The organism is Aeromonas sp. s3, from assembly GCF_040907805.1.
Lineage (GTDB): Bacteria > Pseudomonadota > Gammaproteobacteria > Enterobacterales > Aeromonadaceae > Aeromonas > Aeromonas dhakensis.
This window is the reverse complement of record NZ_JBFOCQ010000006.1, coordinates 82,336-96,328: the sequence shown is the minus strand read 5'-3', so window position 1 is coordinate 96,328 and position 13,993 is coordinate 82,336. Positions and strand designations below refer to the sequence as shown.

The window sequence follows — 13,993 nt, the reverse complement described above, 5'->3', positions numbered from 1 at the left end:
TCATTCTCCATTGACAGCCGCTGCACCAAGATGCAGCATGCCGCGCCTGAGCCGCCCCCACCTTGACGAAAAGGGCGGTTTGCCATGGCACAGACGCGCCGGCTCTGCTACAACGCGCGCAGCCCCAACTCCAGCACCACCATCAGGAACCCCATGATCTGCACAGGACCCCAGCCATGAAGTATCTGGTCACCGGCGCCGCCGGTTTTATCGGTTTTCACGTCGCCAGACGGCTGTGCGAGGCGGGTCATCAGGTGGTGGGGCTGGACAACCTCAACGACTACTACGAGGTGAGCCTCAAAGAGGCTCGTCTGGCGATGCTGACCCCCTTCCCCCACTTTCGCTTCGTAGAGGGCGAGCTGGCGGACCGGGCCGGCATGGCCGTCCTGTTTGCCGAGGGGCAGTTCGAGCGGGTGATCCACCTGGGCGCCCAGGCGGGGGTGCGCCACTCGCTGGAAAACCCCTTTGCCTACAGCGAGAGCAACCTCACCGGCATGCTGACGGTGCTGGAGGGGTGCCGCCAGCACGACATCCAGCATCTGATCTACGCCTCCTCCAGCTCGGTTTACGGCATGGGCGAACAGCTGCCGTTCAGTGCCGATCAGCAGGTGGACCACCCGGTCTCCCTCTATGCCGCCACCAAGAAGAGCGGCGAGCTGATGGCCCACGCCTACTCGGCGCTCTACGGCCTGCCCACCACAGGGCTGCGCTTCTTCACCGTCTACGGCCCCTGGGGCCGGCCCGACATGGCCATCGCCAGGTTCACCCGCGCCATCCTGGCGGGCGAGCCCATCGACGTCTACAACCAGGGCGATCTCAGCCGCGACTTCACCTTCATCGACGACATCGTCGAGGGGATCCTCGCCGTCGCCGAGCTGCCACCCCGCCCCAACCCTCACTGGCACGCCGGCGAGCAGAGCCCGGCCGAGAGCGCCGCCCCCTACCGCATCCTCAACATCGGTCATGGCCAGCCGGTGCGGCTACTCGACTTCATCGAGGCGCTGGAACAGGCACTGGACAAGCCCGCCATCAAGCGGATGCTGCCGATGCAGGCGGGCGACATGCACGCCACCTGGGCCGACAGCGAGCCCCTTCACACCCTCACCGGCCTGCGCCCCGCCACCTCCATCGAGGAAGGGGTCGCCGCGTTCGTGCGCTGGTATCTCGACTACTACCAGCCCGCCCGCTGAGATGGAGTAGCCATCCCGACCAGACACTGGGTGCGCCCTGCCACGGCCGGCTGAAAATTGTTTGATGAGTTAATGGAATGGCGCCGCACCACCTCCCCCCTTAGGATGGGGATGTGAGGCGGATGGCGGTTTGCCGGGCACCGGCTGGGGTATACTGGCCGCACTTGGTGCCACACGGGCACGCATCCGCCCCCTCACCATGATGAGAAGGAGTCACCTCATGATCCGTATTCTGCTGTTGCTGGGCGCCGCCCTGTCTGCCTACGGACTGCAACAGAGCCATACCCTGATGCCGCTGCTGAGCCTGCTCGGCCTGCTCTCACTCTGGGTGGCGAGCGAAATTCGCCTGATGTATCGCCAGCTGCCCGCCGCCGAGCCGGACGAGCAGCCCTATCACCTCGACGTCTGAGGGGGCCAGGGACAACTGATTTAGCCACCTCTTTATCGCCACCGGCCACCTGGATGCACGGCCAGCCCCTGCTAGGACTGCATCGGTCATTGGTTCCATATCGTTTTGATCTCTGGATACCCGGATCAATAACAACAGGATCCACTGGATTAATGGCAGAACGGGCCATGTTCCCCTATATCTTCTGTACCCCAACAGGAGAGAATCCATGTCGAGCCTCAGCGAAAACAGGCTGTTTTTGCTGCTTTTTTTATCGCTGTTGCTGGCCGGCACCGGGCAGGCAGCGGCGCAAAGCAGGGATTTCAGACAGGCGCCCAAGGCGCTCAGCGCACTGAAGCAAGGCCAGCAGGCACAGAGTCAGGGCAACCTGACCCAGGCCATCCACTTCTACTGCGCCGCCGCCACCACGGGTAACCCGGAAGGGTATTTTCGCATCGGCCGCCTGCTCGCCACCGGCCCGGGCTCGGTTCGCAACCCCCGCATGGCCAACGCCTACCTGGCCATGGCGATCCGCCTTGGCAACCAGCAGGCCGCCCGCTACTACAACAGCCGGGTCGGCAATGCCGTGATGGGGGATCAGTGCGGCAGCGGCGTCGGTGGATCCGGCGGTTACTTCGCCGCCATCCCCACCACCCCCTTCAATCTGGAGGCCTATCTGGCCCGCCAGTCGCCCGCCAAGCAGAAGCTGGCCACCATGCTGCGCCACGCTGCCAAGCGCCACCGCATCGACGAGCGGCTGGTGCTGGCCATCGCCATCGCCGAATCCAACCTCGACAGCCGCGCCGTCTCCCCCAAGAATGCCCAGGGGCTGATGCAGCTCATTCCCGAGACCCAGCAGCGCTTCGGGGTGACCCGCCCCTTCGATCCGGAGCAGAACATCAAGGGCGGCGTGGCCTATCTCAAGTGGCTGCACACCCATTTCGATGGCAACTGGACCCTGATGTCGGCAGCCTACAACGCCGGCGAAAAATCGGTGGAGCAGTATGGCGGCATCCCCCCCTATCAGGAGACCCAGCAATATGTGCGGCGGGTACTCTACTTCGCCGGCCACAAGCAGCCCTGAACCCGGCTCCCTGCTGGCCCGCTATTGATAAAAATCACACCCGAATTTGCGCAACCGTTTGCCTTTCGATAGGATCCGGCGCTTTCTCGCACGTTTTACAGGTAATCCATGAATTTCATCAAACGCTGCTCGCGCCTGCTCACCCTGCTTGCCCTCTGCTCCTCCGCCGTCGTGGCGGCCAATCCGGCCCCCATCCTGATCCAGGGGGCAATGGACGTCGAAGTCGAGACCCTGGTGGCCGCCCTCAAGGAGAAGCAGGAGCTGACCGTGGGCACCTGGACCTACTGGCAGGGCACCCTCTCGGGTTATCCGGTGGTCGTCTCCCGCACCGAGGTGGGACTGGCCAATGCCGCCGCGGCCACCACCCTCGCCATGGAGCGCTTCCGGCCGCGCCTCGTCATCAACCAGGGCACGGCGGGCGGCCACGATCCGGCGCTGCACCGGGGTGACATCGTCATCGGCACCAGGAGCTTCAACATGGGAGCCTATCGCAGTGAGCTGACCCCCGCCGAGCAGGGCGTCGATCCGAGCAGATGGCACAACTTCGAGGTCACCATGCGCCTGCGCGACAACGGAAAGCTGGTGGAGCACGCCTCCTTTGCCGGCGATCCCGAGCTGGTTGGTCGCGCCCTCGGCATGGCTGACCGTTATCGGCACGGTCGGGTGGTCCCCGGCATCATAGGCACCGCCGACGAGTGGAACCGCCAGGTCGCCCGCATCAACTGGCTGCATCAGACCTACAACACGGCAGCAGAAGAGATGGAGACCTCCTCCTCCGCCCTGGTAGCCGAGGCCTACAAGGTCCCCTTCGTCGGCATCCGGGTGCTCTCCAACAGCGATCTGCACGGCGAGGAGTTCGATCCGCAGACCGCCATCCACTGCCAGCAGTTCGTCATCGATTACGCAAAAGCGCTCATCAACGGCTTCAACAAAGCCTGACATGCCAGAGAGGCCGCCACTATGGCGGCCTCTCTGCTTGGTAATCCCTATCAGGCAGGACTTGCCCCACGGTTTCTCCCGCAGCCGATATCAACTCCCCGGACATGCCCTGCGCCCATAGTGGCGGTAGTAGCCCACCAGATTGCTGACCAGAAACAGCCCCTCCATCAGCGCCGCCACAGGCGACCCCACCAGCAGGTTGTTGACCAGCCAGCAGAGGGTGCCCAGCAGCATCCAGCGCCGCAGCAGGCGATCATCCGGGCAAAACGCAGCCCGGGTCTGCAGCAGACTGGCCAGCAACCCCAGCAGGACGAGCGGCCCCTGATAGGTGGCGAGCACCGCGAGGCAGGACAACCCCATAAAGAGCCACATCAAGAGGCGGCGTGTGGCCAGCATGCTGACCACGAAGCGCAGACTCGCCAGCCAGAGCAGCAGGGCGGCCGACCACTGTCCCAGCAGCGCAAAATGGGCGCCATTGAGGGCGCAGGAGAGCGCCAGGCAGGCCAGAATGGCCCGGCGCGCCCGCAGCTGAAACGACAGCAGATCCAGCAGCAGCGCCAGGCTCACCACCAGTTGTGACCACAAAAACAGCGACATCATCCCCACTCCAGGCTTGTTCGAGGGGCCCAGCATGGCGGGGATGGGCGAGGCGCGGCATTAACCCGTGTTAATGCGCCGGCGGATCCGCGACAGGGTGACCGGGCTGATGCCGATATAGTTGGCGAGCTGCACCTGGGTGAGCCGCGCCGACCAGTGGGGGAAGGTGCGGCAGAGCTCCCGGTAGCGCTCTTCGGGGGAGTGGAGCAGCAAGAAGGCCTCCTTGCGCTCCTTGTAACACAGCTGTTGGCGCAGCAGGGCCATGCAAACCGGTTGCCAGGCGGGCTCGTCCAGCAGGGCGAGCGGCACCCGCACCAGTTGCAGCGCCGTGACGGCCTCCAGCTGGTAGCGGGCAGGCGACCCGGTGAGCCAGCTGTCGTAGAGCAGGCAGAGCTCCCCTTCGAAGTAGAACTCCTTGCAGCGCTCCTGCCCGCCCCGGGCGTAGTGGCAGGCACGGGTGATGCCCCGCTCGATATAGAAGGCCGACTCCTGCATCGCCCCCTGGGCCAGCAGCGGCTGACCCGGCTGCAAGGTCAAACGGGGCAGGCGGCCGGCAAGCGGCTCGCCGATGGCGGGTGCCAACCCCATGGCGGCGAGGGTGGCCGCCAGAGGCGGGGCAGAGGGCTGGCTGGTCATGCAAACTCCGGGGCAAACTGGGCCTTCATCATGCCAAGTTTGGCGGCCCGTTGCAGCAGGCTGTGATGGCCCCGGCAAAGGGGATCGCCGGCCGGGTACCACCTTTGCCCCCCCTCGCCCATTGGTTTACAATCGACGGGTTTTTTGGAACCCGGTTGGCGACCCGCCGACCTGGCCCCACCACGACATCAGTCTGTTAGTGCCAAGACATTAACCTGCTGAAAAGGAAGAGAATTAGCCAATGGCTCAATTTATTTACACCATGAACAGGGTCGGCAAGGTAGTGCCGCCCAAGCGTCATATTCTCAAGAACATCTCCCTCTCCTTCTTCCCGGGCGCCAAGATCGGTGTGTTGGGTCTGAACGGCGCCGGTAAATCGACCCTGCTGCGCATCATGGCAGGGCTAGATACCGAGATCGAAGGGGAAGCCCGTCCGCAGCCCGGCATCAAGATCGGCTACCTGCCGCAGGAGCCCAAGCTGGATCCGGAGCAGACCGTACGCGAAGCGGTCGAAGAGGCGGTCGGCGAGGTGAAGCGCGCCATGGCCCGGCTGGACGAGGTCTATGCGGCCTACGCCGACCCGGATGCGGATTTCGACAAGCTGGCCCGCGAACAGGGCGAGCTGGAAGCCATCATCCAGGCCCAGGGTGGCCACAACATGGAAAACCAGCTGGAGCGCGCGGCCGATGCCCTGCGCCTGCCGGCCTGGGATGCCAAGATCAAGCACCTCTCCGGTGGTGAGCGCCGCCGTGTGGCGCTGTGCCGCCTGCTGCTGGAAAAGCCGGACATGCTGCTCTTGGACGAACCGACCAACCACCTGGACGCCGAGTCCGTGGCCTGGCTGGAGCGCTTCCTGCACGACTACGAGGGCACCGTCGTTGCCATCACTCACGACCGTTACTTCCTCGACAACGTGGCCGGCTGGATCCTGGAGCTGGACCGCGGCGAGGGTATCCCGTGGGAGGGCAACTACTCCTCCTGGCTGGAGCAAAAAGATGCCCGTCTGGCGCAGGAAGCCAGCACGGAAGCGGCGCGTCGCAAGTCCATCGAGAAAGAGCTGGAGTGGGTTCGCCAGAACCCGAAAGGCCGTCAGGCCAAATCCAAAGCCCGTATGGCCCGCTTCGAAGAGCTCAACACCAACGACTACCAGAAGCGCAACGAGACCAACGAGCTGTTCATTCCGCCCGGACCGCGCCTCGGCGACAAGGTGGTGGAAGTAGCCAACCTGCGCAAATCCTACGGTGACCGGGTGCTGATCGACGATCTGTCGTTTGCCATTCCGAAGGGGGCCATCGTCGGCATCATAGGCCCGAACGGTGCCGGTAAATCGACCCTGTTCCGCATGATGTCGGGTCAGGAGCAGCCGGATTCAGGCGCCATCACCCTGGGCGAAACCGTGGTGCTGGCCTCTGTCGATCAGTTCCGCGACAGCATGGACGACAAGAAGACGGTGTTCGAGGAAGTCGCCGACGGCCAGGACATCCTGCGCATCGGCAACTACGAGTTCCCGAGCCGCGCCTACATCGGCCGCTTCAACTTCAAGGGTGCCGATCAGCAGAAGCGGGTCGGCGAGCTCTCCGGTGGTGAACGCGGCCGTCTGCACCTGGCCAAGCTGCTGCAGACCGGCGGCAACGTGCTGCTGCTGGATGAACCGACCAACGATCTGGACATCGAAACCCTGCGCGCCCTCGAGAACGCCCTGCTGGAGTTCCCGGGCTGCGCCATGGTCATCTCCCACGACCGCTGGTTCCTCGACCGCATCGCCACCCACATCCTGGACTACCAGGACGAGGGCAAGATCGAATTCTTCGAAGGCAACTTCACCGAATACGAAGAGTGGAAGAAGAAGACCTACGGCGCCGAGGCGGTCCAGCCGCACAGAGCCAAGTACAAGCGCATCGCCAAGTAAACCGGCAAATGCGACAAGGGGAGCCCAGGCTCCCCTTTCTTGTGCCCGATGGCTTACAATCCAAGACGGATACCTTTTATGCATGGATGTAGCAAGATGACGACCCAGCCCACCACAGAGAAGAAACTGACCATCCAGATCCGGGTTGAACCGGGCTGCCTCGGGCCGGACGGCAAGGCGCACATCGAGACCTTCTGTGCCGCCGCCGCCAGGATCTTCGCCGCCGTGGAGCCGGAGCTGGTGAACTGGACCCTGCTGCCCCGCTATGACAAGCAATTGCCGGAGCAGGAGTTCTTCATCGACGGCCGCAAACTGAGCGAGGAGCAGGCCAGCCTCTTCCTGCGCCGCCTGGGGCGGGAACTGGGAGAGGTGCAGGACAAGCTCGACTCCGTGCTGGCCCAGCTGGTGGAGCGTTACTTCAAGACCCTCTGACCCGATCCCAGCCCCTCAAAAGGTTCTCCAGCGAGAACCTTTTTTATTTTCGGCGGGGAAAACGTTTGAATTTTTGCTCTATTCATTGATCCGCCTCGCAGATCCGGGGTTTGTAAACGGCGCCGCCTGTGTAAAAATGTGCGCGCTGTCACGGTATCAGGACGAGTCTGGTTGTTTAACCACCAGAAAGCGGGCGTCACTCCCCCATGGAGGATGCCCCTCTCCTGCTGCTTATTTCACGTCACCTATTGGAATCCAACATGAATCAACCACACCAGGCCCCCGCACAGGCCGCCGGGCAAGGATTGCTTGAGCGTCTGTTTGCCCTGAAGGGCCATGGCACCAACGCCCGCACCGAAGTGATCGCCGGCATCACCACCTTCCTGACCATGGTCTACATCGTCTTCGTCAACCCGCAGATCCTCTCTGCGGCGGGCATGGACACCCAGGCCGTGTTCGTTACCACCTGCCTTATCGCCGGCATCGGCAGCATCCTGATGGGCCTGTTGGCCAACCTGCCCATCGCGCTGGCACCGGCCATGGGCCTCAATGCCTTCTTCGCCTTCGTGGTGGTGGCCGGCATGGGCTACTCCTGGCAAGTGGGCATGGGCACCATCTTCTGGGGCGCCATGGGCCTGCTGATCCTCACCCTGTTGCGGGTGCGCTACTGGCTCATCGCCAATATTCCGCTCACCCTGCGGGTCGGCATCACCGCCGGCATTGGCCTGCTGATCGCCCTGCTCGGCCTGCACAACGCCGGCATCGTGGTGGCCAGCCCCGCGACCATGGTGACCGTGGGCAACCTCACCTCCCTGCCCTGCCTGCTGGGGCTGCTCGGCTTCTTCCTGATCTGCATCTTCTCCGCCCGCGGCGTCCACTCCGCCGTGCTGATCGCCATCGTGGTGACCACCACCCTGGGCTGGCTGTTTGGCGACGTCACCTTCAAGGGCTTCGTCTCCATGCCTCCCAGCATAGAGCCGGTGTTCGGCCAGCTGGATCTGATGGGGTCGCTCGACATCAGCCTGGCCGGGATCATCTTCTCCTTCATGCTGGTCAACCTGTTCGACTCCTCCGGCACCCTGATCGGCGTCACCAACCGCGCCAAGCTGGCCGATGACAAGGGGCACTTCCCGCGCATGAAGCAGGCCCTGCTGGTGGATAGCGCCAGCTCCGTCGGCGGCGCCTTCATGGGCACCTCCTCGGTCACCGCCTTCATCGAGAGCAGCTCAGGCGTTGCCGTCGGCGGCCGTACCGGTCTGACCGCCATCGTGGTCGGCCTGCTGTTCCTGCTGGCCATCTTCTTCTCCCCGGTCGCAGCCATGGTGCCGGCGTATGCGGCGGCAGGGGCCCTCATCTACGTGGGCGTGCTGATGTGCTCCGAGCTGACCCGGGTGAAGTGGGAAGACCTGACCGAAGCGGTACCAGCCTTCATGACCGCCGTCATGATGCCGTTCAGCTTCTCCATCACCGAGGGGATCGCCGTGGGCTTCATCTCCTACTGCGTGATGAAGGCGGGTACCGGCCGCTGGCGCGAGATCAACCCCTGCGTGCTGGTGGTGGCCCTGCTGTTCGTACTCAAGTTTGTCTGGGTCGACAGCCACTAAGCCGCGACGCACAAATACTGCGCAAACAAAAATGCCCGTCAGCGACGGGCATTTTTTTATGGCTGATGAAGGGGCGCTCAGCGAATGCCGCGCGCCTCGCGGATCCACTCCCAAGCCTGCTGGATCTCCTGGGTCTTCTCCTTGGCCATCTCCATCATCTCGGGCGGCAAGCCCTTGGCGGCCAGCTTGTCCGGGTGATGTTTGCTCATCTCCTTACGGTAGGCGCGCTTGATCTCCTGATCGCTGTCGCTCTCGCTCACCCCCAACAGCTGATAGGCATCCTTGAGCCTGTCACGGGAGGGGGCCTCCTGCCGATACTGCTGACCACCCTGCCCGCCATTCTGATACTGACCGCCGTGGGCCCGGTTGAAGAAGTTCATCTGCGCCTCGGCCATCGCCAGGATGCGGGCCAGCTCGATACGGCTGAAGCCCAGCTCGTCGGCGATGGTGTGCAGGATGGCACGCTCGCTGGCCTCGACCTTGCCATCGGCGAAGGCGGCCTGCAGCTGTACCTCGAGGAAGAAGCGCAGGATATCGCGCTGGCCCTGGCTGGCCTGGCGAAACTCGGCCAGGGTCTCCCGCAGCGGGAAGTCCGCCTCCTTGCCCTGGCGGAACGACTCCTGAGCGCGAGCCCGCTGCTCCCCTGCCAGCCGCATCCGGTCCATCAGGTTGGAGGCGACCCGGATCTCCTGCTCGGTCACCTGGCCGCTCGCCTTGGCGATGTGGCCCATGACGGCGAAGGTGGCGTGGAAGAAGACCGCCTGTTGTTGCTGGGTGGGGGCGCGGCGAAAATTCAAGCCCATGCCCCGATCGAAGCGGTGGCCGATCCAGAGGCCAAGCAGGGCACCAAAGATGTTGCCGAGCAGAAAACCGAAGAAGGCGCCAAGCACCTTACCCCAAATACGCATGGTTCAAGACCTCGTGAAATTAATGAGTGCGTCCTTGCAACTGATCGTCCAGCTCGTGCAGCCGCTGGGCCGTCCCTATGTCGCGCCACTCGCCGGCCAGCAGGCTGCCGCCCACCCTGCCTTGCGCCATCCACCCCCGCAGCAGGGGCGCCAGCTTGCGTGCCCCCGCCGCCAATCCGGTAAAGGCGGCGGGATGATAGAGCCCGACGCCACTGAAGGTCAGCGCCGGTGTATCAACCACCTTGCCCGCCTGCAGCGCAAAATCCCCCGCCGGATGCTGCGGCGGGTTGGGCACCAGCCAGAGGTGAGCCAGCTGGTCGCCAAGGGGCTGGCTCACCAGGGTGCGATAGTCCAGGTCGAGCCAGGTATCGCCGTTGATCACCAGAAAAGGATCGCTGCCCAGCAGCGGCAGCGCCTGTACGATGCCGCCGGCGGTCTCCAGCGCGCTCTCCTCGGCCGACCAGTGGATGGAGACCCCGAACGCACGGCCATCGCCGAGCGCCTCCACCAGCTTGTGACCAAGCCAGGCGTGATTGATGACCAGGTCGGTCACACCGGCCGCCTTGAGTTTTTCGATATGGTGCACGATGAGCGGCCTGCCCCCCACCGCCAGCAGTGGCTTGGGCAGGCTGTCGGTGAGCGGGCGCATCCGCTCGCCGCGACCGGCGGCCAGGATCATCGCCTTCATGACGCCACTCCGCTGCGGGCCAGCCCGGGCAGCACCACCTGCTCCAGCCACTGGCCGAAGCGGGCCAGCACCGGATAGGCGACGCCATGGCTGCGGCAGACATCCACCACGTAGCCCAGGGTGCGGGGAATGTCCTTGAGGTAGCCGGACTTGCCGTCACGGTGGTAGAGCCGGGTGAAGATGCCCGCCGCCTTGAGGTGGCGCTGCATGCCGGTGAGGTCAGCGGCGCGACGAAACGCGGCGTAATCAAGCCCGCCGAGCAGCTTGGCCTGCTGCAAAGTGTCGAAGCCGAGTCGCATGCCCTGCTCGATCACCGCGTCCGGCCAGCGCACGTAGCAGTCTTTCAGCAGGGAGACCAGGTCATAGCTGAGCGGGCCGATGACCATGTCCTGGAAGTCGATGACCGCCAGCTCGCTGTCGGCCGGGGTCTCACCGCCGCACACCATCAGGTTGCGGCTGTGAAAATCACGGTGCATCACCCCCTGCGGCTGGGTCAGGTTGTTCTCGGTGAGGCAGGCGAAGGTCTCATCGAGCAGCTGCTGCTCTTCATCGCTCAGGGTCAGTTGCAGATGGTGACCCAGCAGCCACTCGGGGAAGATGCTGTTCTCCCGCGCCATAAAGGCGGAATCAAAAGGCTCCAGGTCCAGCTCAACGGCGCCGAGACGGGGCAGCAGCGCGATGGCCTTGCCGTACCAGGCCTGCACATTGTCTGCGTTCAGGCAGCCGATAAGCTGGGTATCCCCCAGATCGGTCACCGCCAGCAGCCCCTGCTCGTAGTCCACCGCCCGCACCTCGGGGGCCAGCAGGCCGCCGGCGTGCAGGGCCGAAGCATTGCGGACAAACTCATGATTCTTTTCGGTTTTAGGGTTGGCATCCACCCAGATCAGGCCACCGCCACGGTGGTAGCGGCGAAAACTGGCGTCACCGGAAATGAGAGTCAACTGAAGGCTGGCATCACCGGAAATCCGGCGCGCCCAGTGCAGCAAGAGGGAATCGCGATCGTGCATAAGTCGGGGACCAAATTGGAAAGCAGCACTTGGCTGTTAGCCCTGGCCGCAATAATGCTTTATCATTGCCGGCTAACATAAAGCAATGACATGCAATGTCAACTCGATGAATCCTGTCGTAAAATGCATGTCTTGAATCAGCCGTAGCTACCACGGATTGCGCGAGTCTTTCACATGACAAAACGGACACTGGGATACTCCTATCCCATCGCCCTGACCATCAGCCTTGTTCCTGCCCTGACCCCTGCCATCGTGCAGGCAGCGCCGCTGACGCCGCCTCCCGCCACCGGGATCCTGGACGGGCTCTGCTATGACTATGTCCCCAAAATTGAAAAACTGGCGCCCGGCACCGACGCCAATGCCCAGCCCGTGGAGGTGGATGCCGATCGCCTCGAAGCCAAGCAGGGCGGCACCGCCGTCTATCAGGGCGACGTCAAGGTGCGCCAGGGCGTGCGCAAGTTCGATTCCGACTACGCCGAGCTCGATCAGAAGAGCCGGGACGTCATCGCCATCGGCAACATCTATTACAACGACGGCCAGATCACGGTCACCAGCGACAAGACCCTGAAATCCAACCTGGATACCAAAAATTCCGAGCTGGAAGAGGGCAAGTATCAGGTGCATGGCTCGCCGGTGCGCGGCTCCGCCGACCGGGTCACCATGACCAACAACAACCAGAACATCACCCTGGAAGGGGCCCAGTACACCACCTGCCCACCGGGCCAGGAAGTGTGGACCCTGAAGGCGGGCAGCATCGACATCGATCAGACCGAGGTGTTCGGGGAGGCCTGGAACGCCAGCCTCTGGCTCTACGACTATCCGGTGTTCTACTTCCCGTACATCAACTTCCCCATCAAGGATGAGCGCAAGACGGGCCTGCTCTACCCGGGTTACACCCAGAGCTCCAAGAACGGCATGGACATCACCCAGCCGTTCTACTGGAACATAGCCCCCAACTACGATGCCACCATCACCTCCCGCTTCATGGACAGACGAGGCCTGATGGAGCAGGTGCAGTTCCGCTACATGCCGGATCCGGCCCACGTGGGCAGCCTCTACTTCGAGAACCTGGCCAACGACAAGCAGTACGACGAGACCCCGAGCCTCAACCAGGCCATGTCCGACGGTCACCGTTACCTGCTCAACGCCAACCACACCTCGCTGTTTGCCGACAACGCCATGCGGGTGTCGCTCGACTACACCAAGGTGCGGGATCGGGATTACAACTACTTCAACGACTTCTCCCCCAAGGTGGGTACCCAGGTCGAGAACCAGTTGCAGCAGTCCCTGATGGCCGGTTACTTCCAGCCCAACTGGAACATCAACACCGAGGTGCGCACCTACCAGATCCTGCTGGCCAGCGCCCAGCAGCCCCACGAGCTGATGCCGCGCATCGACCACAACTACTACCAGCAGGGCAGCTGGTACGATCTGGCCTGGAACACCGAGATCACCAAGTTCGGCTACAACAATGCCCAGGCCATCGCCCAGAACCAGGGCGGCGCCTACACCGGCACCCGGGTCTACACGGCCCCGACCCTGACCATGCCGCTGATCAACGAGGCAGGCTACTACCTCGACAGCCAGTACAAGCTGATGTACACCCGTTACGATCAGGAAGTGCCGGACAACATGAGCCAGACCTTCGTCAGCCGCTTCACCCCTGCAGGGGCCAACGGGGTTACGCTGGACGAAGGGATCATCACCCGCACCCTGCCGTCGTTCCGCCTCAAGGGCGGCATGACCTTCGAGCGCAACCAGAACTGGTTCGGCGGCGATGCCAACCAGACCCTGGAGCCGGAGTTCCAGTACCTCTATGTGCCCTACAAGGATCAGGACAACATAGGCATCTATGACTCCACCACCATGCGCCAGGACTACTACAGCCTGTTCAGCGACCGCCGCTATGCCGGCCTGGATCGCATCAGCGACTCCAACAGGATCTCCATCGGCCTCACCAGCCGGGTATATGATGAGGTCGGCGATGAACGAATTCGGCTGGCCGTTGCCCAAGCTTTCGATTTCGTTGCGCCCAGGGTCAAGCTCTATCCCAGCGAGACCCTGACCACCAACACCCGCTCCCCGCTCTCCTTCGAGGGGGATGCCAAGATCAACGAGCAGTGGTTTGCCCATGCCGGCGCGCAATATGATATGGACCAGAGCCGGCTCAGCTCCTCCAACAGCGCCCTCGAATATCGCCACGAGAAGCTGATCAGCCAGTTGAACCACCGTTTCGTGCGCGACGCCAACTACGATCTCGAAAACCGGGGACAGGTCACCGACCTCAACCAGATCGGCCTGCTGTTGACCACGCCGCTCAACGATCAGTGGCACCTGTACGGGGGTTACTACCAGGAGCTCAACCAGAGCGTGAAGTCTGATCGCAAGGTGGGCCTGAAGTACGACTCCTGCTGCTGGAGCATCAACTTCAACCTGGAGTGGGTCAACACTCCGGACAACGTGACCCTGCGTCCGACCTCGGAGCGCAGCCTGGGCATTCAGTTTGAAATGAAAGGATTGGGTAGCGTGGGTACCGGCTCCAAGGGCACCTCCCTTGACACCGAAGCACTGCCTTACATTCGTCCGTTTAACCTGCGAGACCAATAAGCGG

The 13,993-nt window shown here is 63.3% G+C and carries 13 protein-coding genes; 8 read left to right on the top strand and 5 right to left on the bottom strand.

Annotation, left to right across the window (positions count from 1 at the left end; genetic code table 11):
- Positions 1-176 precede the first annotated feature (176 nt).
- The 4 genes from AB5Y98_RS01120 (at position 177) to AB5Y98_RS01105 (ending at position 3,601) form a co-directional block, all read left to right on the top strand.
- Positions 177-1,190 (top strand): NAD-dependent epimerase, encoded by a 1,014-nt coding sequence (locus AB5Y98_RS01120; protein ID WP_368146569.1) that lies wholly within the window; start codon positions 177-179, stop codon positions 1,188-1,190.
- A 220-nt stretch (positions 1,191-1,410) separates the two neighbouring features.
- Positions 1,411-1,599, top strand: a complete 189-nt coding sequence (locus AB5Y98_RS01115) for a hypothetical protein (protein ID WP_005304119.1) — start codon at positions 1,411-1,413, stop codon at positions 1,597-1,599.
- Positions 1,600-1,807: 208 nt separating this feature from the next.
- Positions 1,808-2,662 (top strand): transglycosylase SLT domain-containing protein, encoded by an 855-nt coding sequence (locus AB5Y98_RS01110; RefSeq protein ID WP_368231135.1) that lies wholly within the window; start codon positions 1,808-1,810, stop codon positions 2,660-2,662.
- 108 nt (positions 2,663-2,770) lie between these two features.
- Positions 2,771-3,601 carry a 5'-methylthioadenosine nucleosidase gene (locus AB5Y98_RS01105; RefSeq protein ID WP_368231133.1) on the top strand — a complete coding sequence of 277 codons (831 nt, stop codon included), beginning with the start codon at positions 2,771-2,773 and terminating at the stop codon, positions 3,599-3,601.
- A 90-nt stretch (positions 3,602-3,691) separates the two neighbouring features.
- Here AB5Y98_RS01105 and AB5Y98_RS01100 read toward each other — a convergent pair whose 3' ends face one another.
- Both AB5Y98_RS01100 and AB5Y98_RS01095 read right to left on the bottom strand, forming a co-directional pair.
- Positions 3,692-4,201: a YgjV family protein gene (locus AB5Y98_RS01100; protein ID WP_368161871.1), complete on the bottom strand. Its 510-nt coding sequence runs from the start codon at positions 4,199-4,201 to the stop codon at positions 3,692-3,694.
- A gap of 57 nt (positions 4,202-4,258) precedes the next feature.
- The gene (locus AB5Y98_RS01095) at positions 4,259-4,834 is read right to left on the bottom strand and encodes a Crp/Fnr family transcriptional regulator (protein ID WP_368231131.1); all 576 of its coding nucleotides are present in this window, start codon (positions 4,832-4,834) and stop codon (positions 4,259-4,261) included.
- A 241-nt stretch (positions 4,835-5,075) separates the two neighbouring features.
- On the opposite strand from AB5Y98_RS01095, the gene ettA reads away from it, so the two are divergent.
- From ettA to AB5Y98_RS01080, 3 genes are all read left to right on the top strand, one after another.
- On the top strand, positions 5,076-6,743 hold the full coding sequence (gene ettA, locus AB5Y98_RS01090; RefSeq protein ID WP_005304135.1) for an energy-dependent translational throttle protein EttA: 1,668 nt from the start codon (positions 5,076-5,078) through the stop codon (positions 6,741-6,743).
- A gap of 96 nt (positions 6,744-6,839) precedes the next feature.
- Positions 6,840-7,175 carry a hypothetical protein gene (locus AB5Y98_RS01085; RefSeq protein WP_005304138.1) on the top strand — a complete coding sequence of 112 codons (336 nt, stop codon included), beginning with the start codon at positions 6,840-6,842 and terminating at the stop codon, positions 7,173-7,175.
- Positions 7,176-7,435: 260 nt separating this feature from the next.
- Positions 7,436-8,779, top strand: a complete 1,344-nt coding sequence (locus tag AB5Y98_RS01080; RefSeq protein ID WP_005304142.1) for an NCS2 family permease — start codon at positions 7,436-7,438, stop codon at positions 8,777-8,779.
- A gap of 77 nt (positions 8,780-8,856) precedes the next feature.
- On the opposite strand, the gene djlA is transcribed toward AB5Y98_RS01080, so the two are convergent.
- From djlA to AB5Y98_RS01065, 3 genes are read right to left on the bottom strand one after another with little or no spacing between them, the layout of a single operon-like run.
- Positions 8,857-9,687 (bottom strand): co-chaperone DjlA, encoded by an 831-nt coding sequence (djlA, locus tag AB5Y98_RS01075; protein ID WP_017779140.1) that lies wholly within the window; start codon positions 9,685-9,687, stop codon positions 8,857-8,859.
- A gap of 19 nt (positions 9,688-9,706) precedes the next feature.
- Positions 9,707-10,375 (bottom strand): N-acetylmuramate alpha-1-phosphate uridylyltransferase MurU, encoded by a 669-nt coding sequence (gene murU, locus AB5Y98_RS01070; RefSeq protein ID WP_368231129.1) that lies wholly within the window; start codon positions 10,373-10,375, stop codon positions 9,707-9,709.
- Complete coding sequence (locus AB5Y98_RS01065) at positions 10,372-11,382, bottom strand: aminoglycoside phosphotransferase family protein (protein WP_368231127.1); 1,011 nt, start codon at positions 11,380-11,382, stop codon at positions 10,372-10,374. The genes murU and AB5Y98_RS01065 overlap by 4 nt, the downstream gene beginning before the upstream one ends.
- 174 nt (positions 11,383-11,556) lie before the next feature.
- Between AB5Y98_RS01065 and lptD the strand changes: the two genes are divergently transcribed.
- Positions 11,557-13,989 carry an LPS assembly protein LptD gene (gene lptD, locus AB5Y98_RS01060; RefSeq protein WP_368231125.1) on the top strand — a complete coding sequence of 811 codons (2,433 nt, stop codon included), beginning with the start codon at positions 11,557-11,559 and terminating at the stop codon, positions 13,987-13,989.
- Positions 13,990-13,993 lie beyond the last annotated feature (4 nt).

What these genes read in the sequence shown, in the direction of transcription:
- AB5Y98_RS01085 (WP_005304138.1), top strand. Translation starts at nt 6,840, where the DNA reads ATGACGACCCAGCCCACCACAGAGAAGAAACTGACCATCCAGATCCGG.
- AB5Y98_RS01095 (WP_368231131.1), bottom strand. Translation starts at nt 4,834, where the DNA reads ATGACCAGCCAGCCCTCTGCCCCGCCTCTGGCGGCCACCCTCGCCGCC.
- AB5Y98_RS01100 (WP_368161871.1), bottom strand. Translation starts at nt 4,201, where the DNA reads ATGATGTCGCTGTTTTTGTGGTCACAACTGGTGGTGAGCCTGGCGCTG.
- AB5Y98_RS01120 (WP_368146569.1), top strand. Translation starts at nt 177, where the DNA reads ATGAAGTATCTGGTCACCGGCGCCGCCGGTTTTATCGGTTTTCACGTC.
- murU (WP_368231129.1), bottom strand. Translation starts at nt 10,375, where the DNA reads ATGAAGGCGATGATCCTGGCCGCCGGTCGCGGCGAGCGGATGCGCCCG.
- djlA (WP_017779140.1), bottom strand. Translation starts at nt 9,687, where the DNA reads ATGCGTATTTGGGGTAAGGTGCTTGGCGCCTTCTTCGGTTTTCTGCTC.
- AB5Y98_RS01065 (WP_368231127.1), bottom strand. Translation starts at nt 11,382, where the DNA reads ATGCACGATCGCGATTCCCTCTTGCTGCACTGGGCGCGCCGGATTTCC.
- AB5Y98_RS01080 (WP_005304142.1), top strand. Translation starts at nt 7,436, where the DNA reads ATGAATCAACCACACCAGGCCCCCGCACAGGCCGCCGGGCAAGGATTG.
- lptD (WP_368231125.1), top strand. Translation starts at nt 11,557, where the DNA reads ATGACAAAACGGACACTGGGATACTCCTATCCCATCGCCCTGACCATC.
- AB5Y98_RS01115 (WP_005304119.1), top strand. Translation starts at nt 1,411, where the DNA reads ATGATCCGTATTCTGCTGTTGCTGGGCGCCGCCCTGTCTGCCTACGGA.
- AB5Y98_RS01105 (WP_368231133.1), top strand. Translation starts at nt 2,771, where the DNA reads ATGAATTTCATCAAACGCTGCTCGCGCCTGCTCACCCTGCTTGCCCTC.
- AB5Y98_RS01110 (WP_368231135.1), top strand. Translation starts at nt 1,808, where the DNA reads ATGTCGAGCCTCAGCGAAAACAGGCTGTTTTTGCTGCTTTTTTTATCG.
- ettA (WP_005304135.1), top strand. Translation starts at nt 5,076, where the DNA reads ATGGCTCAATTTATTTACACCATGAACAGGGTCGGCAAGGTAGTGCCG.